General features: G+C 61.8%; 15 protein-coding genes. 1 reads left to right on the forward strand and 14 read right to left on the reverse strand.

Annotated elements, in window-relative coordinates; all coding sequences use genetic code 11:
* Positions 1–5: 5 nt before the first annotated feature.
* From GR212_RS14475 to GR212_RS14485, 3 genes are all read right to left on the reverse strand, one after another.
* On the reverse strand, positions 6–464 hold the full coding sequence (locus tag GR212_RS14475) for a GNAT family N-acetyltransferase (protein ID WP_348643466.1): 459 nt from the start codon (positions 462–464) through the stop codon (positions 6–8).
* 163 nt (positions 465–627) lie between these two features.
* Positions 628–4089 (reverse strand): pyruvate carboxylase, encoded by a 3462-nt coding sequence (pyc, locus tag GR212_RS14480; RefSeq protein WP_163987260.1) that lies wholly within the window; start codon positions 4087–4089, stop codon positions 628–630.
* Between the two features lie 115 nt (positions 4090–4204).
* A complete protein-coding gene (locus tag GR212_RS14485; RefSeq protein ID WP_163987261.1) occupies positions 4205–4945 on the reverse strand; it encodes an autoinducer binding domain-containing protein in 741 nt (246 codons plus the stop codon).
* A gap of 384 nt (positions 4946–5329) precedes the next feature.
* Here GR212_RS14485 and GR212_RS14490 point away from each other — a divergent pair, with 384 nt between their 5' ends.
* Positions 5330–7099, forward strand: a complete 1770-nt coding sequence (locus tag GR212_RS14490; RefSeq protein ID WP_163987262.1) for a glucan ABC transporter ATP-binding protein/ permease — start codon at positions 5330–5332, stop codon at positions 7097–7099.
* Positions 7100–7512: 413 nt separating this feature from the next.
* Here GR212_RS14490 and GR212_RS14495 read toward each other — a convergent pair whose 3' ends face one another.
* From GR212_RS14495 to GR212_RS14540, 11 genes are all read right to left on the reverse strand, one after another.
* Positions 7513–8604: a porin gene (locus GR212_RS14495; RefSeq protein WP_163987263.1), complete on the reverse strand. Its 1092-nt coding sequence runs from the start codon at positions 8602–8604 to the stop codon at positions 7513–7515.
* Positions 8605–8948: 344 nt separating this feature from the next.
* Positions 8949–10163, reverse strand: coding sequence for an OpgC family protein (locus GR212_RS14500; RefSeq protein WP_163987264.1), 1215 nt, complete (start codon positions 10161–10163; stop codon positions 8949–8951).
* Between the two features lie 91 nt (positions 10164–10254).
* Positions 10255–18765 carry a GH36-type glycosyl hydrolase domain-containing protein gene (locus tag GR212_RS14505; protein WP_163987265.1) on the reverse strand — a complete coding sequence of 2837 codons (8511 nt, stop codon included), beginning with the start codon at positions 18763–18765 and terminating at the stop codon, positions 10255–10257.
* Positions 18766–19664: 899 nt separating this feature from the next.
* Positions 19665–19823: a hypothetical protein gene (locus GR212_RS36830; protein ID WP_204326577.1), complete on the reverse strand. Its 159-nt coding sequence runs from the start codon at positions 19821–19823 to the stop codon at positions 19665–19667.
* A gap of 162 nt (positions 19824–19985) precedes the next feature.
* On the reverse strand, positions 19986–20174 hold the full coding sequence (locus GR212_RS14510) for a hypothetical protein (protein ID WP_163987266.1): 189 nt from the start codon (positions 20172–20174) through the stop codon (positions 19986–19988).
* Positions 20175–20333: 159 nt separating this feature from the next.
* Positions 20334–21083: an ABC transporter ATP-binding protein gene (locus GR212_RS14515; protein ID WP_163987267.1), complete on the reverse strand. Its 750-nt coding sequence runs from the start codon at positions 21081–21083 to the stop codon at positions 20334–20336.
* Positions 21080–21913: an ABC transporter ATP-binding protein gene (locus GR212_RS14520; protein ID WP_163987268.1), complete on the reverse strand. Its 834-nt coding sequence runs from the start codon at positions 21911–21913 to the stop codon at positions 21080–21082. Before GR212_RS14520 ends, GR212_RS14515 begins: the two co-directional genes overlap by 4 nt.
* Entirely contained in the window at positions 21910–22836 is a 927-nt protein-coding gene (locus GR212_RS14525) for an ABC transporter permease (RefSeq protein WP_163987269.1), read from the reverse strand. The genes GR212_RS14520 and GR212_RS14525 overlap by 4 nt, the downstream gene beginning before the upstream one ends.
* Positions 22833–23900: an ABC transporter permease gene (locus tag GR212_RS14530; protein WP_163987270.1), complete on the reverse strand. Its 1068-nt coding sequence runs from the start codon at positions 23898–23900 to the stop codon at positions 22833–22835. Before GR212_RS14530 ends, GR212_RS14525 begins: the two co-directional genes overlap by 4 nt.
* A 21-nt stretch (positions 23901–23921) precedes the next feature.
* Positions 23922–25562 (reverse strand): ABC transporter substrate-binding protein, encoded by a 1641-nt coding sequence (locus GR212_RS14535; RefSeq protein ID WP_163987271.1) that lies wholly within the window; start codon positions 25560–25562, stop codon positions 23922–23924.
* 36 nt (positions 25563–25598) lie between these two features.
* A complete protein-coding gene (locus GR212_RS14540; RefSeq protein ID WP_163987272.1) occupies positions 25599–26669 on the reverse strand; it encodes a dipeptidase in 1071 nt (356 codons plus the stop codon).
* Between the last annotated feature and the right edge of the window lie 94 nt (positions 26670–26763).

A 26763-nucleotide genomic window follows, 5' to 3' on the forward strand; every position in this document is an offset into this window, starting at 1 on the left:
CGCAGCTATTCGATACGCTTGCTCATGTGGACGAGAAAACCGTCCTTGAGCGGTTCTTCGCGATCGATCGCATAGCCATTCCTCAGATAAAGCTGCACATTCTCGGCAAAGCGCTTGTTCGTGTAGAGCCGAAGGTCTCTTACGCCGAGCGAGGCGCCGACCTGCTCGGCATGGGCAAGCAACCTCCTGCCGATGCCCTGGCCCTGATGCCGAGGCGATACGGCAATATTCTCGATCAACAGGTGGTCCGCGCCCGGCACCATCTCGATCAGCGCCACAAGCTCGCCTTCGGCCTCCACGAGGTCAATGCGATGCTTGCGCACGGCCTCGGCATAGTCCGCCATCATCGGCAGCGGTTCGCGACCGATAAGGGGCACCCATTTGCCGTAGGCCTCGCGCGTCAAGGCGCGAATGCCGTCGATATCGGCATTGGTCGCCGCGCGCAGGGAAACCGCTCCCGTCACTCCTCCACCTCCATGGATCCGGCCTTGGCCGCGGCCTGACGAAAAAAAGCGGAATATTTCCATCACGGCCACATGCGAAGGTTCGACCTCCGGCTGGCCCGCGATGGAAAGCTTCCGCATTTTCATTGGCGGCCAGCTTCGCCGGCCGCCTCTCGCATCTCAATTACGCGCCATAGACGACGAGCAGATCCTTGGCATCGATCTGGTCGCCTGCGCGCACGAGCACTTCGGAGATCGTGCCGTCCTTTTCGGCGTGCAGCGCGGTCTCCATCTTCATCGCCTCGATCGAAACCAGCACGTCTCCGGCCTTGATCGCCTGGCCGGGCGAGATGAAGACCGTGGAGATGACGCCCGGCATCGGCGCGCCGACATGGGCGACATTGCCGCTCTCGGCCTTGCGGCGCACCGCGCTGCCGGAAGCGCCATGGGCACGATCCGGCACCTTGATGCGGCGCGGCTGGCCGTTGAGTTCGAAGAACACCGTCACCATGCCCTTGTCGTCGGTCGCCGTCATCGCCTGGTTGACGATGACGAGCGTCTTGCCCTTCTCGATTTCGGCAAACAGCTCGTCGCCTTCCTTCAGCCCGTAGAAATAGGCCGGCGTCGGCAGCACCGAGACGGGGCCGTAGGTGTCGGCCGCCAGCGCATAGTCGGTGAAGACCTTCGGATACATCAGGTAGGAGGCGAATTCGAAATCGTCGACCTGGCGCTCCAGCTTGGTCTCGATCGCCTTGCGCTCGGCATCGAGATCGGCCTCGGCCAGCAACGAGCCGGGACGGACGGTGTAGGGCTTGTCGCCCTTCAGAGCCTTCTTCTGCAGGGCTTGCGGCCATCCGGCGGGCGGCTGGCCGAGATCGCCCTTCAGCATGGAGACGACCGAGTCCGGGAAGGCGATGTCCCTGGCCGGGTTCTCGACGTCGGCAACGGTCAGATCCTGGCTCACCATCATCAGCGCCATGTCGCCGACGACCTTGGAAGACGGCGTCACCTTGACGATATCGCCGAACATCTGGTTGGCATCGGCATAGGCCTGCGCCACCTGATGCCAGCGGGTCTCAAGCCCGAGCGAACGGGCCTGTTCCTTGAGATTGGTGAACTGCCCGCCCGGCATTTCGTGCAGGTAGACTTCCGAAGCCGGTCCCTTGAGATCGCTTTCGAAGGCGGCGTACTGGTGGCGGACCGCTTCCCAGTAGAAGGAGATCCGGCGAATCCATTCGGGATCGAGGCCCGGATCGCGCTCGGAGCCCTTCAGCGCCTCGACGATCGAGCCCAGGCATGGCTGCGAGGTATTGCCCGACAGCGCATCCATCGCCGCATCGACGGCGTCGACACCGGCGTCAACGGCCGCGAGCACGGTGGCGGCCGCGATGCCCGAGGTGTCATGCGTGTGGAAGTGGATCGGCAGGCCCGTCGCCTCACGCAGCGCCTTGAACAGCACCTTGGCCGCGGCCGGCTTCAGCAGCCCGGCCATGTCCTTCAGCGCGATGATATGGGCACCGGCCTTTTCCAGCTCGACGGCAAGATCGGTATAGTATTTCAGATCGTATTTCGGCCGGGCGGAGTTGAGGATATCGCCGGTATAGCAGATCGCCGCCTCGCAGAGCTTGTTCTCCTCGGCGACGGCATCCATCGACACGCGCATGTTCTCGACCCAGTTCAGGCAGTCGAAGACGCGGAACAGATCGACGCCGCCCTTGGCCGCCTGGCGGACGAAGTATTTCACGACGTTGTCGGGATAGTTGGTGTAGCCGACGCCGTTGGCGCCGCGCAAAAGCATCTGCAGCAAAAGGTTCGGCGCAGCTTCGCGGATCAGCGACAGGCGCTCCCACGGGTCTTCGGTGAGGAAGCGCATGGACACGTCGAAGGTAGCGCCGCCCCAGCACTCCAGCGACAGGAGCTGCGGCAGGGCGCGCGCATAGGTGCCGGCCACGCCGGCGATGTCGTGGGTACGCATGCGGGTCGCGAGCAGCGATTGATGCCCGTCGCGCATCGTCGTGTCGGTCATCAGCACGCGCTTCTCGCCGCGCATCCACTCGGCGAATTTCTGCGGACCGAGCTTGTCCAGCAATTGCTTGGTGCCGTCCGGAATGGCGCTGTCGATATAGGGCAGCACAGGGTTGGCGGCCTTGGGCGAGGGCGCGGGACGGCCGCGGGTCTCCGGGTGGCCGTTGACGGTGACATCGGCGAGATAGGTCAGCAGCTTGGTGGCGCGGTCCTGGCGCTTGACCTGCTGGAACAGTTCCGGCGTCGTATCGATAAACCGCGTCGTGTAGCTGTTGTCGCGGAATTTCGGGTGGGTGATGATCGCTTCGAGGAAGGTCAGGTTCGTCGCGACGCCGCGGATGCGGAATTCGCGCAGGGCGCGATACATGCGGGCGATCGCCTCCTGCGGGTTCGGCGCCCAGGCCGTCACCTTCACCAGCAGCGGATCGTAGTAACGGGTGATGATCGCACCGCTGTAGGAGGTGCCGCCGTCGAGACGGATGCCGAAACCGGAAGCCGAGCGATAGGCGGTGATGCGGCCATAGTCGGGGATGAAATTGTGTTCCGGATCCTCGGTGGTGACGCGGCACTGCAGGGCGTGGCCGTTGAGACGGATGTCCTCCTGCTTCGGAACGCCCGATTCCGGCGTGCCGATGGCAAAGCCGTCGAGGATATGGATCTGCGCCTTGACGATATCGATGCCGGTGACGACTTCGGTCACCGTATGCTCAACCTGGATGCGCGGATTGACCTCGATGAAGTAGAATTTGCCGGTATCGGCATCCATCAGATACTCGACGGTGCCGGCGCCGACATAGTTCGTCGCCTTGGCGATCTTCAGCGAATAGGCAGCCAGTTCCTGGCGCTGCGCCTCGCTGAGATAGGGCGCGGGCGCGCGCTCGACGACCTTCTGGTTACGGCGCTGAACCGAACAGTCGCGCTCAAAGAGATGAACGACATTGCCGTGCGTGTCGCCGAGGACCTGGCTTTCGACGTGGCGGGCGCGCTCGACCAGCTTTTCGAGATAGACTTCGTCCTTGCCGAAGGCGGCTTTCGCCTCGCGCTTGGCTTCCGTCACTTCCTTGGCGAGATCGGCCTCGGAGCGGATGGCGCGCATGCCGCGGCCGCCGCCGCCCCAGGAGGCCTTGAGCATGACCGGATAGCCGATTTCCTCGGCCATGCGGGCAACTTCCGCCATATCGTCCGGCAGCGGCTCGGTTGCCGGCACGACGGGCACGCCGACCGAGATCGCCAGATTGCGCGCCGCGACCTTGTTGCCGAGCTGGCGCATCGTGTCGGCCCTCGGGCCGATGAAGATGATGCCGGCGACATCGCAGGCATCGACGAATTCCGGGCTTTCCGACAGCAGGCCGTAGCCCGGATGGATGGCATCGGCACCGGAGAGCTTGGCGACGCGGATGATCTCTTCGATCGACAGATAGCTCTCGATCGGCCCGAGATCGCGGGCAAGGTGCGGCCCGCGGCCGACCTGATAGCTCTCGTCCGCCTTGAAGCGATGCAGCGCCAGTTTGTCTTCCTCGGCCCAGATGGCGACCGTTTTTATCCCAAGCTCGTTAGCGGCGCGGAACACGCGGATAGCGATTTCGGAACGGTTGGCGACCAGGATCTTGGAAATAGGCAATGCGCTCTCCTCACGACATCGAAACGGGCAATGCTGCACCCGCGAAGAGAATTCTTAACTTCTTGTCACAGGAAGTTCAATTTCCCCAGGGCGTCGGACATCAAAATAGTTACCGCTACGGAATAAGTCCGTTTCTGAAAGCGATGGCAACGATGTGCTGCCGGTTCTTGGCCTTCAGCTTGTCCTGGATGCTGTTCATGTACCAGTCGACGGTATGATTGGAGATTGCCAGCAGTCGGCTGATCTCGATCGACGTCATGCCGTCGGCGAGATGGTTCAGCACCTCCATCTCGCGTTTCGTCAGCTTCACATCGGCTTTTCCGGGCTCCTCGAAGGATTGCGCCTCGTCGTTCAGCTCCAGAAGCCGCCAGAAGGCCTTTCTGGCAACCGCATCGAAGAGGGAAAGCTCCGTCGGCGAAAGATCGACCGCCTCGCCGCCGATCGTCATGCTTCCGAGCAGGCCGCTGCGCCCATGGATCGGGAAAATATAGCCATCGACAAGCCCGTTGGCGCGGGCATCCGCCATCATCTGCTCCATCCGCCGCTGGAGCGGGTCTGTCTTCAGCGCCGCGACGGCATCGCGCCAGCGAAAAGGGCGCTGCGCCCGGGTGGCATAGCGCGCGACCGGATCGACCAGCATGTACCGCTTGCGAACGTAGGTCAGCGGCCATTGATCCGGCCACCGTCCCGCGAGCATGAAGTTGGTGACATCGACATTCGGCCGCGTCTGTTTCAAGAGGCCGTAGAAATCGAACTTATAGGAACGGAGCACGAGCTCGAGCTCAGTGACGACATTCCTGGCAAGCTTGCACTCCTCGATGACCACAAGCAATTGTAATAGCGAATGGATATTCACATCTACCCCTCGGCTTTTCAGCCTGACTTATTGGCGGACGAGCATTGTAAACCATGCCCGCTCGGCCCCACAGCGCGCGCTCAATTGCCGGCAACATACTCGGGACGGTACAAAATTGAACGCCCTTAGAGAATTTTTTACCATTCACCCGCGAATGGCGATCTCTGCGTAGCTCGATTAAGAGCGGACAATGCCGCGGCAGGTTCGTCCTCAAATTGTCACATTTCTGCGGCGACCGATAGCACCCTCCTCGTCTCATCGCGCGCGCCGCGCGAAAAATTCCCTTAAGAAAACAGCTGTAGATTCCGTTAATCGCCGGTTCAGGTAGCAATCTGTAGCATCCGAGCATTCCGAAGTTTTGCTGATGCACAGAGGGTGCCAGACGTGTCGCTGTTCAAAGTCTATGCCAGAGCCCTGAAGTATCTTGGCGCGTATCGATACCGCGTATGGATGGTCGTGATCGCGAACATCGCGCTTGCGATGACCACCATCTACGAGCCGGTTCTGTTCGGTCGCATCTTCGACGCCATTGCCAAGAAGGACCCGGTCGCTCCGACCATGATGCTGTGGGCCGGCTTTGCCGTCTTCAGCGCCGTGGCCTTCATCGTGGTGTCGCGCGAGGCCGACCGCCTTGCGCATGGCCGGCGCGCATCCCTGCTCACCGAAGCATTCGGCCGCATCATTTCCATGCCGCTGTCCTGGCATAGCCAGCGCGGCACGGCCAGCGCGCTGAACACGCTGCTGCGCGCCTGCGAAGCGCTGTTCGGCCTGTGGCTGGAGTTCATGCGCAACCACCTGTCGACCGCCGTCGCCCTCGTCATCATGATCCCGACCGCCATGGCCATGGACCTGCGCCTGTCCGCAGTCCTCATCCTGCTCGGCGTCTTCTACTGGTTCATCGGCCGTCTGGTCATGAGCCGCACGAAGGATGGCCAGACCTCGGTCGAAAGCCACTACAACACCGTCTTCTCGCATGTCAGCGACTCGATCAGCAACGTCTCGGTGCTGCACAGCTACAACCGCATCGAAGCGGAAACCAAGGCGCTGAAGTCGTTCACCGAGCGGCTGCTGGCTGCCCAGTACCCGGTTCTCGACTGGTGGGCCCTGGCCGGCGCCCTGAACCGCACGGCCTCGACCGTCGCGATGATGGCGATCCTGATGATCGGCACCGTCCTCGTTCAGGACGGCAGCCTGAGCCTTGGCGCGCTGATCACCTTCATCGCCTTTGCGAACGTGCTGATCGGCCGCCTGGAGCAGCTGCGCAACTTCGCCAACCAGATTTTCGAAGCCCGCGCCAAGCTCGAGGACTTCTACACGCTGGAAGATTCGGTCCGCGACCGCGAAGAGCCGGCCGGCCTCGCCGAAATCAAGGACGTCAAGGGCGAAGTGGAATTCCGCGACGTATCCTTCGGCTTCGCCAACAGCTCGCAGGGCCTGCACGGCATCTCCTTCAAGGTGAAGGCAGGCCAGACCGTCGCCATCGTCGGCCCGACCGGCGCCGGCAAGACGACGCTGGTCAACCTGCTGCAACGTGTCTTCGACCCCCAGAAGGGCCAGATCCTCATCGACGGTCAGGACATCACCAAGGTCACGCGCAAGTCGCTGCGCCGCTACATCGCCACCGTCTTCCAGGACGCAGGCTTGCTGAACCGCTCGATCAGCGACAACATCCGCCTCGGCCGCGAAGGTGCGACCCAGGAAGAAATGATCCGTGCCGCCCAGGCCGCGGCCGCCAACGACTTCATCGAAAACCGTGAAAGCGGCTACGATACCCGCGTCGGCGAGCGTGGCAACAAGCTCTCGGGCGGCGAGCGCCAGCGTATCGCGATTGCCCGCGCCATCCTCAAGGATGCGCCGATCCTCGTGCTCGACGAGGCAACCAGCGCTCTCGACGTGGAAACGGAAAACCGGGTCAAGGCGGCAATCGACAACCTGCGCCAGAACCGCACGACCTTCATCATTGCGCACCGCCTTTCGACGGTACGCGAGGCCGATATCGTCCTCTTCCTCGACAACGGTCGCATCATCGAGAACGGCAGCTTCAACGAGCTCAGCCAGAGCAACGGCCGCTTCGCCGCCCTGCTGCGCGCCAGCGGCATCCTGACGGACGAGGAAGTCCGCAAGGCACACACGACGGAACACGAAGCCGCCTGATTTCGCAAGCGGCCCAAGATCGAAGCCGGGAAAGCACCGCTCTCCCGGCTTTTTGCTGTCAAGGACTTGGGCCTGACAACGCTTGTCAGGCAAGCCCAGCGCGATCGGCAACCCCGTGCCTGGCCCCTTACCCCAACCCTCTCCCCGCAAGCGGGGAGAGGGAGTTTACCGCGCAAAATCAGGACCTTTCTTTGCAGGTGCCGCAAGCACGGAACAGGTCCCCTCTCCCTGTTTCAACGGGGAGAGGGTTAGGGTGAGGGGCAATGCCCGGGAGGAATGCACCCGGAAAACACAGACGAACCAAAAACAAAGAAAGGCCCGGCGGGAAAACCGGGCCTTTCCGCTTTTCTGATCGGAGGTCAATTCGGCTGGATGCCACCAGGAGTTAACATCGGCACCCAACCGGGATCGGATCAGAATTTGCGCTCGAAGCGGAGTACGCCGGCCCACTGGTCGCGGTCGGCGGCATCCCAATTGGTGTAGGAAACTTCCGGCTCGACCAACAGATCCTTGACCGGACGCCAGGCGACATTGGCGGTGGCGGCGAAGATCTTCGAATCGGTATAGGCAACCTGGGCATTGGCCTGCAGCTTCGGGGTCAGCTGATAGCTGGCACCCGTCCAGAAGGCCCAGTCGCCCCAGCCGCAATCCTTGCCGTCGGTCGAGCAGGCGGCACGGTTGCTGTTCAGGTAGGAACCGGCATACTTGTTCAGCTTGTCGCCGTCCGTATTCCAGCCGCCCATCAGGAAGGCTTTGAACGCACCGAAATCGGCGTCGATACGGGCCTTGACGGCACCTTCCTCGACGACGCTGTCATAGCCGCCGATAACGCGGAGGGTCCAGGCACCCGTCTTGTAGCCGGCACCGAGAACAACGTCCGGAGCATAATGGTCACCCTTGCCGGTACGCCATGCGCCGCCGTAGGAAGACGTATCGCCCGAGGAATTGGAATCTTCGAGCGAGATGACGGCCGTGAAGCCATTGCCGGCATCGTATTTGTAGGTGAGCTGGTTCAGTTCCTTGGGGCCGTCATAGATGACGTCGTCGTTGATGACGTTGCCGGCATAGCCCATGAAATAGTTGTATTGCGAGTCGGCCTTGCCGACGAGGAAGCCGCCGAGGCTGATATTGGCCCAGAGCAGCTTGGTGCTGGTGGTGTTGCCGTCGTTCCAGTCCCAGCGGATGACCGTGTTGGTCTTCAGCGGACCGTATTCGGTGTCGGTCGCCGTGTCGACGGCCAGCTCCGCGCGGGTGTGCCACAGCGTACCGTTCTTGCTGCGGGCATTGTAGGCATCGTACCATTCGCCCTCGGTGCGGACGCGGCCACCGACCTTGAGGCAGGTTTCCGTGCCGGGAATAAAGAAATAGCCGGCGCCATAGGCGTCGCAAATGCGAACATATTGAAGCGGTTCCGGCTCGGCAGCCACGATGGCGTCAGCCGCCTGCGCCCCCGTTGCGGCTGCCAGCGCGGCAGCCGAACCGAGAAGAAGACTTCTGATATTCATAGATTACTCCAATCCAGTATAGATTGGGCATGAGTTATCGCGCCGAGAATTCGACGTCCCTACCCCATTCCCCACTTTGACAATCCCCACGAAGGCGCGGCCATCCGTGCGGATGCGCCGGCGACGCGATGCCGGCGCTCCCCGAGCGCCGTCACATCGACCATATAGCAATTAAATTTTGCACAACAAGATTTTGGGCACTTTAATATCTACCGCAACGCAGCGTGATTATTTCGCGTTGCAGAAAAATCACGTCACACTTCCTTCGCGAAAGTGTCACAATAGAAAATTCCAGGAAAATCAAATAATTGAGCCGCATGTCGGCACGCGGCTCGATGGAAGGCTCAACGATGCCTGCCGATATGGAGGGGCAGAGAGATGCGCTCCGCCGGGGCCTTCTGCGCGCGTTGGCCGGCAAGCTGCAGCCGCTTGTGCTCCAGGTGATAGGCATAGAGAAACTGTGCGGCGATGCCGATGACGACATAGATCGCGCCGACGATCGGGCTCTTGTTGGTCACATAGAGCAAGACCTGACCCGCCATGGCCAGGATCGTACCCGCGACGAAGATGCTCAGTGAATGCCGCCCGAGGATCGTCAGCGGATGGTTGGCCGAGCGACGCAGCAGCTGCGACAGCGAGGGGATGCTGATGATCAGATAGGCGAGCGCCAGCACATGCAGCAGCCGCGGCAGCGACAGGAAGGTCTTGTCGAAACCGGTGACGACGGTGGGCAGGCCGAGCATGGCGAGGTAATCGCCAAGGATCCAGAGCTTGTCTGTGACCCAAATGAAGGAGACCAGCACGTAGGCCGAAGCCAGCGCAATCAGCACCGGATGAACGGGAATGCGCCCGCCACGCTTGACATGCATGGTGCCGATGAAGCCGATGACGAACAGGAGCTGCCAGGAGAGCGGATTGAGGAACCAGAACCCCTCCAGCAGTGTCGTATGCGGCGCAATGTAGTAGATGCCGGATACCAGCCACACGCCGACCGAAATCAGCAGCAGAAGCAGGGGGCTTTTCGCCTCCAGCGCCATAATCAGCGGCAACATCAGGAAGAGGGCGCCGTACATCGGCAGGATGTTGTTGTAGCCGATCTGATGCCCGAGCGTCAGCAATGCGGGAATGCCGCGTGCCGGGTCCATCAGCAAAGCGAGGATGTTCACTTCGCAGAGCAGGCCCTTCTGGTGAAAGATCCATGCGCCGGAAATGAACAGCACCAGCGTCACGAAGGTCGTGATCATGTGGGCGTTGTAGAGGGTAAAGGCGCGCTTGACCGCCTTCAGCATCGTTGCCAGCCGGTTGCCGGGAAGAAATTTCGTTCCGTAGGCGAGGCCGACGGAAATGCCGGAGATCAGGACGAACGCCTCGGCTCCATCGGAAAATCCGAAATTCTTCGAGGTAAATTGCTCGAAAATCTGGCCGGGCACATGATTGATGAAGATCATCAGCAAAGCGAGGGCCCTGAGGACATCCAGTCGGGTATCCCGCGGTGCCGCCGGCTTCGGCAAGCCCACCTGCTTCACCGTTGTCGGCTCGATTTTCGCCCTGGAGTTCATGAACATCTCCTGTTCCGACAATCAAATGCAGTCGGGGCCAAAGAGTTCCCTCTTTGGCCCCGATCGCTGACGTAAAACAGTGCAGGAAACGCTACTGTCCGATCGGATGGCCCTCTTCGGGATGGGCGATCGCCCTGTCATTAATCGTGACCGAGTATCCCGTCGCATCGGGCGCTTTTGAGACGGAAATACGGTAATTTCCGCTCGACAGCTCGAGATCCGCCGCGAAGCCATCCCAGTTCGAAGGCAGTGCCGGCTTGACGAAAAGTCGGCCGTTCTTCACGCGGATACCGAGAATGCCTTCGACAGCGACGCGATACAGCCAGCCGGCGGATCCCGTATACCAGGTCCAGCCGCCACGGCCGGTCAATTGTCCTTCGCCGTAAATATCAGCCGCGACCACATAGGGCTCTACACGATAGGTATCGGCCTGATCACGATCGCGTGCATGGTTGACCGGGTTGAGCATGTCGAAGCAATGCCAGGCATCGTCGCCACGATTCATCTCTGCCAGCGCCATGACAACCCAAGTCGCGGCATGGGTATATTGACCGCCATTTTCGCGGACGCCCGGCGGATAGGACTTGATATAGCCCGGATCGCGCGCCGACTTGGCGAAGGGCGGGGTGAAGAGCCGGATGATACGGTTTTCATCGTCCACCAGCTTGTCGAGAACGGCATTCATCGCCTTCTCGCCACGCGCCCTGTCGCCTTCGCCGGAGAGAATGTTCCAGGACTGCGCGATCGAATCGATCTGGCATTCGAAATTCTCGCTGGAGCCGAGCGGGCTGCCGTCGTCGAAGTAGCCGCGACGATAATGGCCGCCGTCCCACCCGGCCGTCTCCAGCGCCTTGCGCAGTTCCGGCAGATGATCCGACCAGCGCTTGACGCGCTCCTTGTCGCCGCGCGCTTCGGCGTAAGGCACGAAGGCGGTGAGCATGCCGGCCAGGAACCAGCCGAGCCAGACGCTCTCGCCACGGCCCTGCACGCCGACGCGGTTCATGCCGTCGTTCCAGTCGCCGCCGAGGATCAGCGGCAGGCCGTTACCGCCCTTGCGCTTGACCGCGAGATCGAGGGCGATGGCCGCGTGCTCGTAGACGCTGACCTTATCCTGCGACACGGTCGGCTGATAGAAGACGTCATGCGTGCCGGGCATCAACGCCGCACCTTCGACGAAGGCAAGCTCCTCGTCGAGGATCGATTTGTCTCCCGTCACCGTGCAATACTGATCGATGGCGTAGGCGAGCCAGACGACATCGTCGGAGATGGACGTACGCACACCGGCGCCGCTGCCCGGCAGCCACCAATGCTGCACGTCGCCCTCGCGGAACTGACGCTGCGCCGCATTGAGGATCTGGTTGCGGGCAAGCTCCGGCTTGTGCATCAGGAAGGCCAGCGTATCCTGCAGCTGGTCGCGGAAGCCGAAGGCACCCGACGACTGATAGAAGGCCGTGCGCGCCATGATGCGGCAACCCAGGCTCTGATACGGCAGCCAGGCATTGATCATGTTGTTCATCGCCTTGTCCGGCGTCGAGATTTTCACATGACCGGTGAAGCCGTTCCAGAACTCCCGGTTCTCCGAAAGCACGGCCTCGAAATCCGCCTTGCGGATCTCGGAAACCAGCGCACGGGCTTCTTCGACCGTGGCGGTATCGCCCATATAGAAGCAGATTTCCTTCTGCTCGCCGGCCGCGATCGTCACATCGAATGCCAGTGCGCCGCAAGGATCACCGTCCAGATCGGCGGAGTTGGAGAGCGCGGCAGCGGCAACGACGGCTTCCGGCATCTGGATCGTGCCGTGGCGGCCGATGAACTCGCGACGGCTTGCCGAGAAGCTCGAATGCGTCTCGCTCGCCGCCATGAAGGCGGTCCGCTTGAAGTAGTCGATGCTGTATGGGTTGTTGGCAAACAGCGCCCCCGTCTCCTCATCCAGCGTCGACAGGATGAAGGGTCTGGTCTTGTTCTGATTGATGCCGAGCACCCATTCCGCATAATTATAGATCCGCAACCGCCGGCTACCGGCGCCGTTGTTGCTGAGCCGCAGGCGGAAGAGCTTGACCGGGCGCTCGCGATCGACAGTCTGCGTCAACTCCAGCGCCACGCCGTCCTCTTCGCTCGAGAACACGGAGTAGCCGAGACCGTGACGGGCCTCGAAACGGACCTTCGCGTTGCGCGACAGGCCGGCATAGGGCGTCATGACCTTGTTGCCGTCGAGATCGGCCACATAGAGCGCCTCCCCCGGACGGTTCACGACCATGTCGTTGGTCCACGGCGTCAGCTGGTAGTCGCGCGAATTGTGGCTCCAGGTGAAACCGCCGCCTTCGGCGGGGACATGGAAGCCGAAGCGCTCGTTCGAGATGACGTTGATCCACGGATGCGGCGTCGACTGGCCACCCGGAAGGCGGACGACATATTCGCGGCCGTCCTTGGAGAAGCCGCCATAGCCGTTCCAGAAATCGAGATCGTCCTGCGCTTCCAGTGCAGCGGCCGCAAAGACCGATTCCTGCAATGCAGCAGGCACGGTGAGGCGATTGACCGGCGCCGGCCCATCGGACTGGGCGGAGGCAAACAGCGTCGCCGCGCGTGCGATCTGGTCCACCAGCTTGCCGTTGCGGGCATGGAAGATCACCCGCGATGCGGCAAGGATCTCCTGGTAGGTCTCGTTCTCGATCAGGTCCTTGCGAACCGAGAAGATGTTCTGCCTGAGACCGTCGCCCTGATTGTGACGGACGTGCTCGACGAGCTTGTCCAGCTCGCGCTGCATGTCCTGAATATGGTCGACGGCGCGTTCGTTGACGATCACCAGATCGGCGTTGATGCCGCGCGAGCGCATATATTCCGCCGCCATCAGCGCTTCCCTGGCGATTTCGAGATCGACGTCGTCGTTGATGCGCAGCGTGAAGATCGGGAAATCGCCCGAGATCGTCACCGGCCAGAGCGCGGACTGCGAATGCAGGCCGGCCTGCACGGTGGCGCCGTCGGCGCGCAGGTGCATGTCTGGATAGACGAGATAGCGTGCGAGTTTCTGGAACGCGGCCGCCTGCTGCGAGGTGACGCCGACATGGCGCATCTGCATCTGCGTACGGGTCCACGCCTGCGTGAGCTCGATCCCGAAAGTATCGGGATTGCGGTAGCGCTCGACGGCCTTGTCGACCTCCTCGCGGTTCGATGCGGCAATGGTCCAGAAGATCACGCTGACCTTCTTGCCCGCAGGAACGCGCACGACGCGGCGCAGCGACAGGCAGGCGTCCATGGTGAAGCCGTCCGTGCCGGAAAGGGTCGCCCCCGGATCGAATGCCGCGGCTTCCGCAAGCGTGCGGCCACGGCCGAGGAACTTGCGGCGATCGGTTTCGAACTCTGTCGGGCGTTCCGATCCGGCATTGTCGACCACCAGATGGGCGACCGACATATCCGGCTCGTTATAGTCGCGCTTGTTGCGCTCGGCACGGATCACGTCGCCGCTATTGCCGATCTCGGTGCGCACGAACATGCGCGTGAAGACCGGGTGACCGGAATCGACGTCGTCGCTGGCAATCGCCGGCTCGAGATAGGAGGTTACTTCGATGAAGCGATCTTCCGCACCCATGTTGAGCAAGGTCACGCGGCGGCCTTCGGCATCATGCTCCGTTGCGACGATGCATTCGACGTCGCTGGTGAGATCGCCGACCGTCTTGCTGTATTCGGCCTTTTCATCGCTAAAGGAGACCTTGGCCTTCTCTCCTTCGATGCTGCGCGGCTCGGCAGTCGCCGACCACCACTGGCCGGAGGCCGTATCGCGCAGGAAGATGAAGGTGCCCCAACGGTCTTCCGTCGGGTCGGCGCGCCAGCGCGAGACCGTCAGGCCGTTCCAGCGCGAATAACCCGCGCCGGTCGCCGTCAGCATGACCGAATAATGGCCGTTGGAAAGGAAGGCGAGCTCGCGATCTTGCGTGGCCGGATCGGCGATCTTGCGGATTTCCGGACGCAGCATGTCTTCCTGGATATTGGCCGGCTGGTCACTCTCGTGCTTGGCGGCCATGACCGGAATATCGCGCGGGGCCTTTTCCTGCAGCAGCAGTTCGGCCGCTTCGATCACCGGATCGGAATGGAAGAGCTCACGCAGGCGGCCGTTGAAGGCGACGTTGGCGATCGCTGCGATCGACATGCCGTGATGGTGCGCATAGTAGTTGTAGACCACAGCGCATTTCTTGCCCTCGGGAACGCGCGTCGGCGTGAAGTCGACGGCATCGTGGAAGCCGTAGACGCCGAGTGCGCCCACCTTGCGCAGCTTCTGCAGATTTTCCAGCGCCGCGGCCGGGCGATACTGGCTGGCCAGGATCGAGGCGTAGGGAGCGATGACGGCATTCTGGCCGAGACCGCGCTTCAGGCCGAGGGAAGGCACGCCGAAATTGGTGTACTGGTAGTGCATGTAGTGGTCGCGGGCGTTGAAAGCCGCTTCCGAAATGCCCCAGGGGATATCGGAGCCCAGGCGCTTGGCGTAGTTCATCTGCTCCTGCACGACCAGATTGTTCGTCTGGTTGAGGATACCGCCCTGCCGCTCCTGCATGACGAGCGGCGGCATCAGATATTCGAACATCGAGCCGGACCAGGAGACCAACGCGCCGCGCGAGCCGACGGGCACGACCTGGCGGCCGAGGCGATACCAGTGCTCGGTCGGCAGATCGCCCTTGGCGATGGCGAAAAGGCTGGTGAGGCGGGCTTCGGAGGCCAAGAGGTCATAGCAGGCGGCGTCGAGCTCGTTGGTCTCGACGCGGAAGCCGATCGAGAGCAGGCGCCGTTCCGGACGATAGAGGAAGGCGTATTCCATGCCGAAGGCGAGATTGCGCATCTCGTCCCGCAGCTTCGCCAGACGCTGGCGCAGCGAATCCACATTGGCGAGGTCGAAGATGCTGTCGGCGATATGGCCTTCGCAGACCTTCACGAGGGATTGCGACCAGGTGAGCACTTCGCCGCTCTGTGTCGACTTGACCTCATGGTCGAGATTTGCCGCCAGCTTCTGGATATCCTGCGCCAGCACCGAGAGGTTGATGACGCGGATGGAGGCGAACTCATGCTCGCGCTTGACGGCGGCAAGCGCGCTCTGGAAACCGGCGATGCGCTCTTCCAGGCGGCGGCGCAGCGGGCGCACCGTCTTGCGGTCGTCCGGGAGCTCGGCAAGCGTTTCGGCGAGAATGCCGGCAACATCGCCGATACCGTCGAGATTGCCCTGCATATGCGCTGATGGTGCTTCCGCCCAGATGCGGCAGGCGGACGAAACGGCGATCAGATGGCCGGCGAAGTTGCCGCTGTCGACTGCCGAGATGTAACGCGCGCCCATCGGCTTCAGCGTGTCCGTGTGATACCAATTGCAAAGGTGCCCGCGGAATTTTTCGAGCTTCGCCACGGTCGCCATGGTCTTTTCCATGCGATCGATGGTTTCCTCGAACGACGTCCAGCCGAAATGACGCGCCGAGATGACGGATAGCAGGTAGACGCCGATATTCGTCGGCGAGGTGCGCGAGGCGACGACGGCATTCGGGGTCTGCTGCACGTTGTCCGGCGGCAGATGGTTCTGCTGTTCGACGACGAAGGTCTCGAAATAGCGCCAGGTGCGGCGGGCAATCTTGCGCAGTTCGAACGAAACGCTTTCCGGCACTTCCAGCCGATCTTCGGTTTCGGCCGACTGGCTGACATACCAGGCGATCGCAGGCGACAGGACCCAGAGCAGCGCAAAGGGGATGCCGACGAAGAAGGCGTTGTCGCCGGAGAGCGACGCGAAGGCCAGAGCCAGCAGTGCCAGCACGGGCGCATGCCACATGACGCGATAGTGACCGAGGATCGTCGTCTGGGCTGCTGCCTGCGCGCTTGCGGCGGTCCGCCATTGCAGCATCAGCTTGCGGCTGACGAAGGCGCGGTAGAGCGAGCGGCCGATGGCATCGGCCATGATGCAGGCACCGTCGGCGATGAAGACGATACGCAGCGCGACCTGCGCGTTGGCGGCGCGAATATCCGTCCACACCGTATAGAGATGGGCGCGGGCGACGATATCGCTGCTGCGCGGAATGATGCCGTTGATGAGAGACAGCGTCGGCGCGACGAACAGGCAGAAGATCAGCAGGATCTGCCAGATCAGGGCAGCGAACGGCCCCATGAAGTACCAGCCGAGGACGGAGGCGAAGAACCAGGCGATCGGCGTCAGCGAGCGGCGCAGATTGTCCATCATCTTCCAGCGGCCGAGACCGGTGACACCGCGCTTCGGATTGAAGAGATAGGGAAGCAACTGCCAGTCGCCGCGGGCCCAGCGATGCTGGCGCGAGACCTCCACTTCGTAGCGGATCGGGAAATCCTCGACCAGTTCGCAATCCGTGACCAGCGCGCAACGCGCCATCGAGCCTTCGAGCAGGTCATGGCTGAGAACGGCGTTTTCGTCGATCTTGCCCTTCAGCGACGCTTCGAAAGCGTCGATATGATAGAGGCCCTTGCCGGTAAACGTGCCTTCCTCGACCAGATCCTGGTAGACGTCGGAAACGGCAAACACATAGGGGTCGAGACCGCGATTGACCGAGAAGACGCGCTGGAACACCGACGCATCCTTGCCCGTGGTCAGCGATGGGGTCACGCGCGGCTGCAGCACGCCGTAGCCACGCACGACGCGCTTGCTTTCGGGGTCGAAGACCGGGCGGTTGATCGGGTGATGCAGCTTGCCGACGAGCTTCGTCACCGTATCGCGCACTAGGCGCGTATCGGAATCGAGCGTCATGACATACTGCACGTCCTTGGGCACGATATTGGCGCCGGGCAGGAAGGTGGTGTCGCGGTCGCCGCGCAAAAGCAGGTTCAGTTCGTGCAGCTTGCCGCGCTTGCGCTCCCAGCCCATCCAGGCGCCTTCGGCCGGATTGTAGAGACGGCGACGATGCAGCAGATAGAAGCGCTGCGTGCCATCCTCATTGTAGCGGGCAGCCAGATTGGCCACTTCGCGGCGGGCATAATCGAGGATTTCCAGATCGCGCTCGCTCTCCTCCTCCTGGCTGTCGGGCCAGTCGCTGAGCAGCGCGTAGTAGATTTCGCCGCCCGGGTTCGCGAGGTAATGGACTTCGAGATTGCGCACGAGTTCGTCGACGCTGTCGCGGTTGCCGATCAGCGTCGGCACGACGACCAGCGTGCGGGCCTCTTCCGGAATGCCATCCTTGAATTCGTAGCCGACCAGACGTGCCGGCGTCAGATACATGGTGACGAAGAAGTTGAAGAGGCCGGTGGCGCCTTCCGACGCCGGCAGCGAGAACATCAGCAGGAGCAGAATGGTCTCGGCCCAGCCCATGCCGGCGTGCAGCATGAAGTAGCCGACGACGACGAGCGCCACGACGGTAAGAAAAAGGACCGGCGCGGCGATCGACAGCCAGTTGAGCTTGCGCCACTGGCGCACGAAAGTCACGGACAGCGGCGCACGATAGCCGATAGCCTTTTCCAGCTTCTGCGTCTGCTGGCCCATGATGTAGTCACCGATATTCGGCTCGCGCGGATCGCTCTCGGCCGATGTCTTGGCCGCTTCGGTCATCGCCATGGCGACCTGGGCGATCTCCATTTCGGTCTTGTCGGACCGGCGGGCAAGCTTTTCGATGCGGCGGCGATAGCTGTTGCGCGAGCCTGGATCGAGCTTGGCGTAGTCGGTCTCGTCCCAGAGCAGCTTGTCGACGGCGCTGACCTCTTCGACCCAGACGGACCAGTCGGTATCATCGATCAGGCGCAGGCTCTTGATGATGTTGCCCATCGTCACGTTGCCCGACGAAAGGCGGTTGTGCTCGGCCATCATGACGCTTTCGGCGTCGGTGCCAGCCTCGGCGAGCCGCTTCTCCAGCCAGGTCACGGCAAGGCCCGACGTATGCGAGCCGTCGCGAAGGCGGTAGAGGAACTGCGTGGCGAAGGTATTGTCCGAGGTATAGGGCTCGAGCGTCTTCAGGAACTCGGCGACCTTGGCATCGTCATTCAGGCGGATCAGCTCGTCGGCGGCGGCATTGGCCTTCTTGCGCGTGATGCGGCTCTGCTCGACGCGGCTCGAAATGCGGCGCAGGTTTTCGACGAGGATGTAGCGCACCAGCGAGGGCACGGCCCAAAGCTCGCCGATCTTCAGCATCTCCACCGACTGGAAGCCCTCGACCAAAGCCAGCAGGCCCTGGTTGGAAACCGTGCTGTGCGTGTGGGCGACGTAGAGCCAGGCCAGCGCCATGGTGCGCGGCATCACCATGCCGCCGATGGTCAGCGTCTGCAGCTGGTCGTAGAACTTCTTCGGAAAATCGCGGCGGACTTCCTGAATGGCCTCTTCGATGATGTAGTGGTTGTCGAGCAGCCATTCGGCCGCCGGCGTGATCGATTCGCCGGCATCGACATCGGCATTGGCCGAGCGATAGACGCGCAGGATCTCTTTCTCGTTCTCCTTGTGCCGGGCGAAGAAATCGAAGGGGGCAAAGCCCGGCAGCTTGGTGCTGGCGCCATTGCGGGCGAAGGTCGCGCCGCATTCCCGTATCTGCTCGTTGGAGAAATACGAAGCGCGGATCGCATCGTTGTGATCGATCTGCTTGGCTTCAGAATCGCGCGGCGTAACGGTGGAGAGATTTTGAGATGTCATGGATTCGGGTTCTGGGTCCAAACAGAGTGAGTGGCATTATCGCCTTTATCGTTTTTGCCCTGCCTGACACAAGAATTCACGCATCTGGACCCTTTTGCTTCGCTTCCCGGCGGGCGAAGGGGGTGAATTCGAAGTGACAGCTTAGAACAAACATATAGAGGCGAAGATTTTCACGGGGCCGGTCTTAGGGATCATGGCGTCTTTGCCATCACCCCCGGTGGGTGTCCGTGAAACTGGATACGCGGCCAAATGGTTCCGGCAGCGATCCGCACACGTCAACGACAATCGATCAAGGTCATGAGGCATTCTCCTTCGGCTGATTGATCCCGTTTCGGAAATTCAGCATGGTTCGGCATATTGAACCCTCAATATCCCGCAGAAGATGAACTTAAACTGAACCCCCTCAAAAGATTCGCGAATTCCTTTCGAAACATCCCTTTTGCGGAGCGATGATCCATCCGAAACGAAGCCACGTGCAAGCGCTCGCATGGGATGCATGCGCCGGCAAAGACGGCCGCGCTCTCATGTCACGCCGTGCGGAAACGGCTATTTTTCAGTCCTGGAAAACGTGCAACGCACAAATCCGAATGGCTTCTTCACGCCGCCAAATCCTGACTGCGCCCAGCCGCCTCCCCGAAAGCCTCTTGTTTGCGTGAAGCTTACTGTTTTCACGCCGTATATGCCATCAGCCCGGCCAAATTTTCTTTGCCCGGCGAAATTCCGCCAACGAAATGGGAGAGGGATTGCCTTGAAGGGATCGCTGACGTTGGAGAGGACGAGCCAAACAGGCTTCCGACCCCCGGCCGGCCAAGCCCGTCACCATCCATATATCAGGAGATCGGCCGCATCGGCCAAGCGATCAGCGGCGGCACGGGATGCCGCCCCGCAAAACATCGTTTTCAGACAACGATGCCGCAAACAATGGCCGCAACGAACAGGAATGCAGCCGAAAACAGAGCGACGTGAACCGCGGTCTGTATCTTGTGCCGCGTCTTGGCGGCACGCTTGGAACCATCGAACTGATTCACATGCGTATTCGAAATACCCAAATTCGCCATGTGTTGCCTCCGTTCGTTTCTTATGTATTTCGCGGGCCAAGCCCAAGACGGATATTCATACATTTCCTATCAATTAGGTAGAGATGAATTTCCGTCCAGAACGCGACCTGAGAAAAATTAAACCACTGGATTTCGGGGACCCGAAAGATCGGCAATGCCAATTCAGCAGAGAATGCGGCGGGCCCAAATCAAGCTGCGCTCGATGGCGCTGGTATCGGCCGTCTGCTCTTCGGCAGGCCCGGCCTGGCGGCGGCAATTGTCTTCGGAAAGAGAGGCGGACCGTGCACCTTCCTGCTTCGCCGGAACCGGCGGATGAAGATAGCCCATGGTCATGCCACCCATGAAAAACATGCCTGCCTCCACTCGCGTGTGACCCATGATCGGGATCACGAAAGTTAACTGCCATTAACGAGATCATGACAGAATTGCGGCAGGTGTCAATAGTCTATACGATTGGTCGTGTTTAGCCGGCCCATTCGTTAACGGGCCGGGAGCGCAAAAGTCGTCCGCTCAGGCGCGGACGAACCCCTTGCTGGCAACCATGAGATTGCGTGTGTAATCTTCCTTGACGTCGCCCGCCGCGAGCTCCCTCGCCGTCAGTCTCTCGACGACTGCGCCGTTGCGCATGACGGCCAGACGCTCGCACATATGGGTGACGACGCCGAGATCGTGGCTCACCATCACGAAGGTCAGATTGCGGTCCTTGCGCACCTGTTCGAGCAGGTTGAGCACCTCGGCCTGCACGGAGGCATCGAGTGCCGAGGTCGGTTCATCGAGCAGCAGGATGGACGGCTCGACGATCAGCGCACGGGCAATGGCGACGCGCTGGCGCTGGCCGCCGGAAAGCTGGTGCGGATAGCGGAAGCGGAAACCGGTGCCGAGGCCGACTTCATCGAGCGCACGGGCAATGCGCGTCTCGGTGTCGCCGATGCCGTGGATCGCCAGCGGCTCCAGCAGCAGCCGGTCGATCGTCTGACGCGGGTGCAGGGAACCGTAAGGATCCTGAAACACCATCTGCACCTGCCGATAGAAGGCCTTGCTGCGTCTTGCTCCCTTCAACTGCTCGCCACCGACGCGGATGGTGCCGTCGGTAACGGGCGCCAGACCCGCCACGGCGCGCAGCAGCGTCGACTTGCCGGAGCCGGACTCGCCGACCAGGCCGAAGGACTCTCCCTTGTCCACGTCGACGCCGACGGCATCGAGCGCATAATAGCCGTCATAGACGACGCTGAGGCCATGAACTGCAAGTGCTGTCGTCATGCCGCCCACTCCGGCTTGCGGTCGAGCACCGGCAGCGGATGCCGGTTCTCGCCGACGACAGGCATGCAATTCAGCAGGCCGCGCGTATACGGATGCTGGGCATTGTTCAATTCGGAAGCCTTGAGCTCTTCCACCACCTTGCCTGCATACATGACGATCACGCGATCGCAGAAGGACGAAACCAGCCGCAGATCGTGCGATACGAAAATCAACCCCATGCCGCGCTCCGAAACGAGCTTGTCCATGATCTTGAGCACATCGAGCTGGACCGTGACGTCGAGCGCCGATGTCGGCTCGTCGGCGATCAGCAGCTCAGGCCCGGCGATCAGCATCATCGCGATCATCACGCGCTGGCCCATGCCGCCGGAAACCTCGTGCGGGTGCAGGTCGTAGACACGGCCGGGATCGCGGATCTGCACGGCCTCCAGCATGGCCAAAGCACGTTCGCGCGCCTCCGCCCTGCCGACCTTCTCATGCGTGCGCAGCGTCTCGGTGATCTGCCGGCCGATGGGCATGACGGGATCGAGCGAGTATTTCGGATCCTGCAGCACCATGGCGATGCGCTTGCCGCGCAGCGACCGGCGTTCCCTGGCCGAGGTCGACAGCAGATCGATGCCGCTGAAATCAAGCCGGTCGGCCGTGACGATGCCATGCGGCGGCGTCAGGCCCATGATGGCGCGGCCGGTCTGCGACTTGCCGGAACCGCTTTCGCCGACGATGCCCAGCCGTTCGCGGCCGAGCGTGAACGACACGCCGCGCACGGCATCGATGACGCCCGTGCGCGTCGGATAGCGAACCTTGAGGTTCTCCACGGTCAAAAGCGTCGTCATTGCCCGCTCTCCTTCGGATCGAGCGCATCGCGCAGGCCGTCGCCGAGCAGGTTGAAACCGAGGCTGACGACGAGGATCGCGATGCCGGGCATGGCCGCCACCCACCACTGGTCGAGATAGTATTTGAAGCCGGTCGCGATCATCACGCCCCATTCGGGCAGCGGCGGCTGCGCGCCGAGCCCCAGGAAGCCGAGGCCGGCGGCCGTCAGGATCACGCCCGCCATGTCGAGCGTGACACGCACGATCACCGAGGAGATGCAGAGCGGCATGACATGACGGAAGATGATCCGCAGCGAAGACGCGCCCATGAGCTGCACGGCGGCGATATAGTCCGAACGCCGCACCGTCATCGTCTCGGCCCGCGCCAGGCGCGCATAGGGCGGCCAGGAGGTGACGGCGATGGCGATGATGGCGTTTTCGATGCCGGCCCCCAGCGCGCCGGCAAAGGCAAGCGCCAGCACCAGCTTCGGAAAGGCCAGGAAGATGTCGGTGACGCGCATCAGGATCGTATCGGTCCAGCCGCCGAGGTACCCGGACACCATGCCGATGATCAGCCCGATCGGCGCCGATATGATCGCCACCAGCACGACGATGTAGAGCGTCCAGCGCGAACCGTAGATGAGGCGGGACAGGATATCGCGCCCGAGGTCGTCGGTGCCGAGAAGGTAGCCCGGCGTGCCGGGCGGCTTCAGATAGGCGTTGGTCAGGTCGCCGATGACAGGCGAATGCGGCGCGATGACATCGGCCAGCGCCGCCACGAGCACGAGCGCGACGATGATCAAAAGCCCGATGACAGCCAGGCGATTGGCGGAGAACTGCCGCCAGGTGACGTAGGCACGCCCCAGTCTGGCCTGCCGGCGCGACTGCGGTCGGTCTGACAGCAGCCAGTCACGCCAGCCGGGTTGGGTGGTCTCAGCCGTCATTTACGTCGGGTCCTTGGGTCGAGGGTCCGATACAGAAGATCGGAAATGAGATTGATGCCGATGAAAACCGTGCCGACGACGATGGTGCCGCCGAGAACGGCGTTCATGTCGGCATTGCGCAGCGAGCTGGTGATATAGAAGCCGATGCCCGGCCAGGAGAACACGATTTCCGTCAGCACGGAGCCTTCAAGCAGACCGGCATAGGAGAGCGCGATCACCGTGATCAGCGGCACGGCGGCGCTGCGCAGGGCATGGCCCCAGATCACCCTCGTCTCCGAAAGCCCCTTGGCGCGGGCCGCGACGATATATTCCTGCCCCAGCTCGTTCAGCATGAAGCTGCGCGTCATGCGGCTGATATAGGCGAGCGAGAAATAGCCGAGCAGCGAGGCCGGCAGGATGATGTGGCGGAAGACGTCCCAGAAGACATCCCACTGGCCCTGCAGCACGCTGTCGAGCAGGAAGAAGCCCGTGATCGGCGTGAAGGTATATTCGAAAGCGATATCGATGCGGCCGGGATAGGCCACCCAGTTCAGCTTCGCATAAAAGATGACGAGCGAAACCATCGCCAACCAGAAAACCGGCACGGAATAGCCGACGAGGCCGACGACACGGACGATCTGGTCGATGAAGCTGTTGCGGCGGACGGCGGCAAGAACACCGAAGGGAACGCCGAACACGGCGCCGATGATCGTGCCGACGGTGGCAAGCTCCATCGTCGCGGGAAAGACGCGCTTGATGTCATCCATGACCGGGTTGGTCGTCAGCACCGAAATGCCGAAATCGCCGCTCAGGGCGCTCAGCAGATAATAGTAGAACTGCAGATAGAGCGGCTGGTCGAGGTGCATCTCGCGCCGCAGACGTTCCAATACCTGCGTCGGCGCGTGATCGCCGGCGATCGCCAACGCCGGATCGATCGGAATGACGCGTCCGATGAAGAAGGTGACGGCCAGAAGGCCGAGATAGGTGGTGACTGCCACGACGAGGAATCGCAGCAGTCCCATAAGAAAAGGAGCGGCACGGCCCTTCTTGGGCCGCACCTGCATTTTCCGTTCAACTGTGCTCAAAAGACCAATCCTACCGGATCATCACTTGGAGATCGGCCAGACGAAGTTGTTGTCGAAGCTCGGGCCAAGCTTGAAGTCCTTCAAGTCCTTGCGATAGCCGGCAACTTCCGTCTGCTGATAGAGAATGATGAACGGGCTTGCGTCCAGGAACTTCTTCTGGATTTCCTGATACATGGCGCCGCGCTTGACCGCATCGCCCTCGAACAGGGCCGCCTTGGCTTCCTTTTCCAGCTCAGGCGAGGTCCAGGTGTTGCGCCAGACGAGCGTCTTGTTGGTGCTGGTGTCGGAATTGTCGTCGTTGGTCGTGAACGTATCGGCGTTGGAATGGGGATCCCAATAATCCGGGCCCCAGTTGCCGAAATAGATGTCGTGGTTGCGGGCGCGGTACTTGGTCAGCTTCTGCTTGCCGTCGCCGGGGATGATCTCCACCTTGATGCCGGCCTGGCCGAGCGTCTGCTGGATCGCGGTCGCAATGCCCGTATCCGGCTCGATGCTGCGCACGTCCATGGTAATCGAGAACCCATCGGGCAGACCTGCCTTGGCGAGCAGTTCCTTGGCCTTGGCGACGTCGAGCTTGAACGGATTTTCATCCAGCGAGCCGAGCATGCCCTTCGGTTCGAAAGTCTGGTGGATCTCGCCGATGCCCTTGATCAGGGTCTTGCCGATGGCGTCGTAGTCGACCAGGTACTTGAATGCCTGCTGCACTTCCGGCTTGGCAAGATTGGCGTTCTTCTGGTTGAGGCTCATGTAGTAGATCGTGCCCTTCGGCGCGCTGGTGGAAGCGAGCTGCGGGTTCTTTTCGACGGCCTCAAGGTCGGTCGGCGAGAGATTGCGGGCAATGTCGATATCGCCGTTCTCAAGCGCCAGGCGCTGTGCGGAGCTTTCCTTCATGAAGCGATAGATGACGCGGTTCAGCTTCGCCTTGTCGCCGTAGTAGTTGTCGTTGCGCTCCAGCACGACGGCTTCGTTGGCGCGCCATTCGCGCAGCTTGAACGGGCCGGAACCGGCAAAACCGGTCTTCAGATAGGCATTGCCGAAGTCGTTGTCGTATTTGTAGTCGGCGGAGGGCGTCACCGGCTTCACATGCTGCAGGACCAGCTTCTTGTCGACCACTTCGGCGACGGTCGCCGTCAGGCAGTTCAGCACGAAGCTTGGCGCGTAGGGCTTGTCGACGGTGAAGCTGAAGGTGTTCGGATCGGTCGCCTTGGCCTTTTCCGTCACGTTGTCGCCGTTGAGGCCGAACTGGGTGAGAATGAAGGCCGGGCTCTTGTCGAGCTTGACGACGCGCTCGAAGGACCATGCGACGTCATCGGCGGTGATCGGGTTGCCGGAGGCAAACTTCAAGCCGGGCTTCAGCTTGAACGTATAGGTCAGGTGATCGTCGGACACCGACCAGCTCTCGGCAATATCGCCCTTGATCTTGGACGTGTCGTCGATGTCGAGGCGAACGAGCAGGCTGTAGGTGTTGCCGGTGATTTCCGCAGCCGACAGCTCATAGGCCTCGGCGGGGTCCATGCTCAGGATGTCGTCGAATGCAAAGCCTTCGACCAGCGTATCCTTGGGCGTCGCAGCATATGCGTTGGGCGCCGCCATCAGCAGAAGCGAGAGAGCCGCGCCGGCGGAAAGCGCGCGGAAACCGCGGTTCATCTTGGTAATCATCATTGTTTTCATTCCCCTCTTAGTAAACTTTACGCAATATCAGGACGCACTTGATCGGCTGCCTTCCTTCCAAGCGGACGCGAGGACGCGAAGCCAGTTCTCCCTGCACAGCTTTACAAGATCGGCTTCACCATAGCCAACGTTCCGAAGGGCGGCAATCAGGTTTTGATTGCCTGCCGCATCGCCGATTTCCTCCGGAATCGTCGCGCCGTCGAAGTCCGATCCAAGGCCGACGCAATCGATGCCGACGCGACCGACCAGATAGTCCACATGCCGCACCATCGCCTCGAGCGGCGTATCGGCATCCGAACGGGCGTCCTCGCGCAGCATCGCCGTCGCATAGTTGAGGCCGACGATGCCGTGGCTCTCCTTGATGGCGTCGAGCTGCTTGTCGGTGAGGTTGCGCGCAACGGGCGTCAGCGCGTGCGCGTTGGAGTGGCTGGCCACCAGCGGCTGGTCCGAGGTCTTGGCCACGTCCCAGAAGCCCTTTTCGGTGATGTGGGCGAGATCGACGACGATACCGAGCCGGTTGCATTCCCGCACCAGCGCGAAGCCGGCCTCCGTCAGACCCGGTCCCGTGTCGGGCGAGCTCGGAAAGGCAAAGGGCACGCCATGGGCAAAGACGTTGTTCCGGCTCCAGACGGGGCCGAGCGAGCGCAAGCCGGCGGCGTAAAAGGTTTCGAGCGCGATGAGATCGGCATCGATCGCTTCGCAGCCTTCCATATGCATCACGGCGGCGAAGATACCCTTTTCGATGCTGTCGCGGATATCAGCGGTGGAGCGGCAGAGCTTCCAGGCGCCGGCACGGTCGAGCCGCAGCGCGATCGCCGCCATGTCAAGCGCGATGTCGAGCGACGGAGCGCGCTCCAGCGGGGCCGCGAGCGGCGTGGCATAGTGACCATTGCTGTCCGGATCGGCAAAGACGAGATCGCCTGACGGGATGTAGATGGCGCAGAGCCCGCCGGCCAGCCCGCCCGCCTTCGCGCGCGGCGCATCGATATGGCCGCTTGACGTCCCGTCCCTGAATTCGGCGATCGGGTCGGCGCCGTCACGCGCGTGATGCCAGAGCCTCAGGAGAACGTCGTTATGACCATCGAATACGGATTGCATCGTCTATCCTGGATGAAGCGCTCGGGAGAGCGAATGGAAAGCGGCAACAATAGAAAAGCTGGCGGAATTCGCCATACCCAAATGAAAAAAATTT

Origin of the sequence: Martinezella lusitana (genome assembly GCF_010668395.1) — a bacterium.
In the GTDB taxonomy this organism is placed as follows: domain Bacteria; phylum Pseudomonadota; class Alphaproteobacteria; order Rhizobiales; family Rhizobiaceae; genus Rhizobium; species Rhizobium lusitanum_A.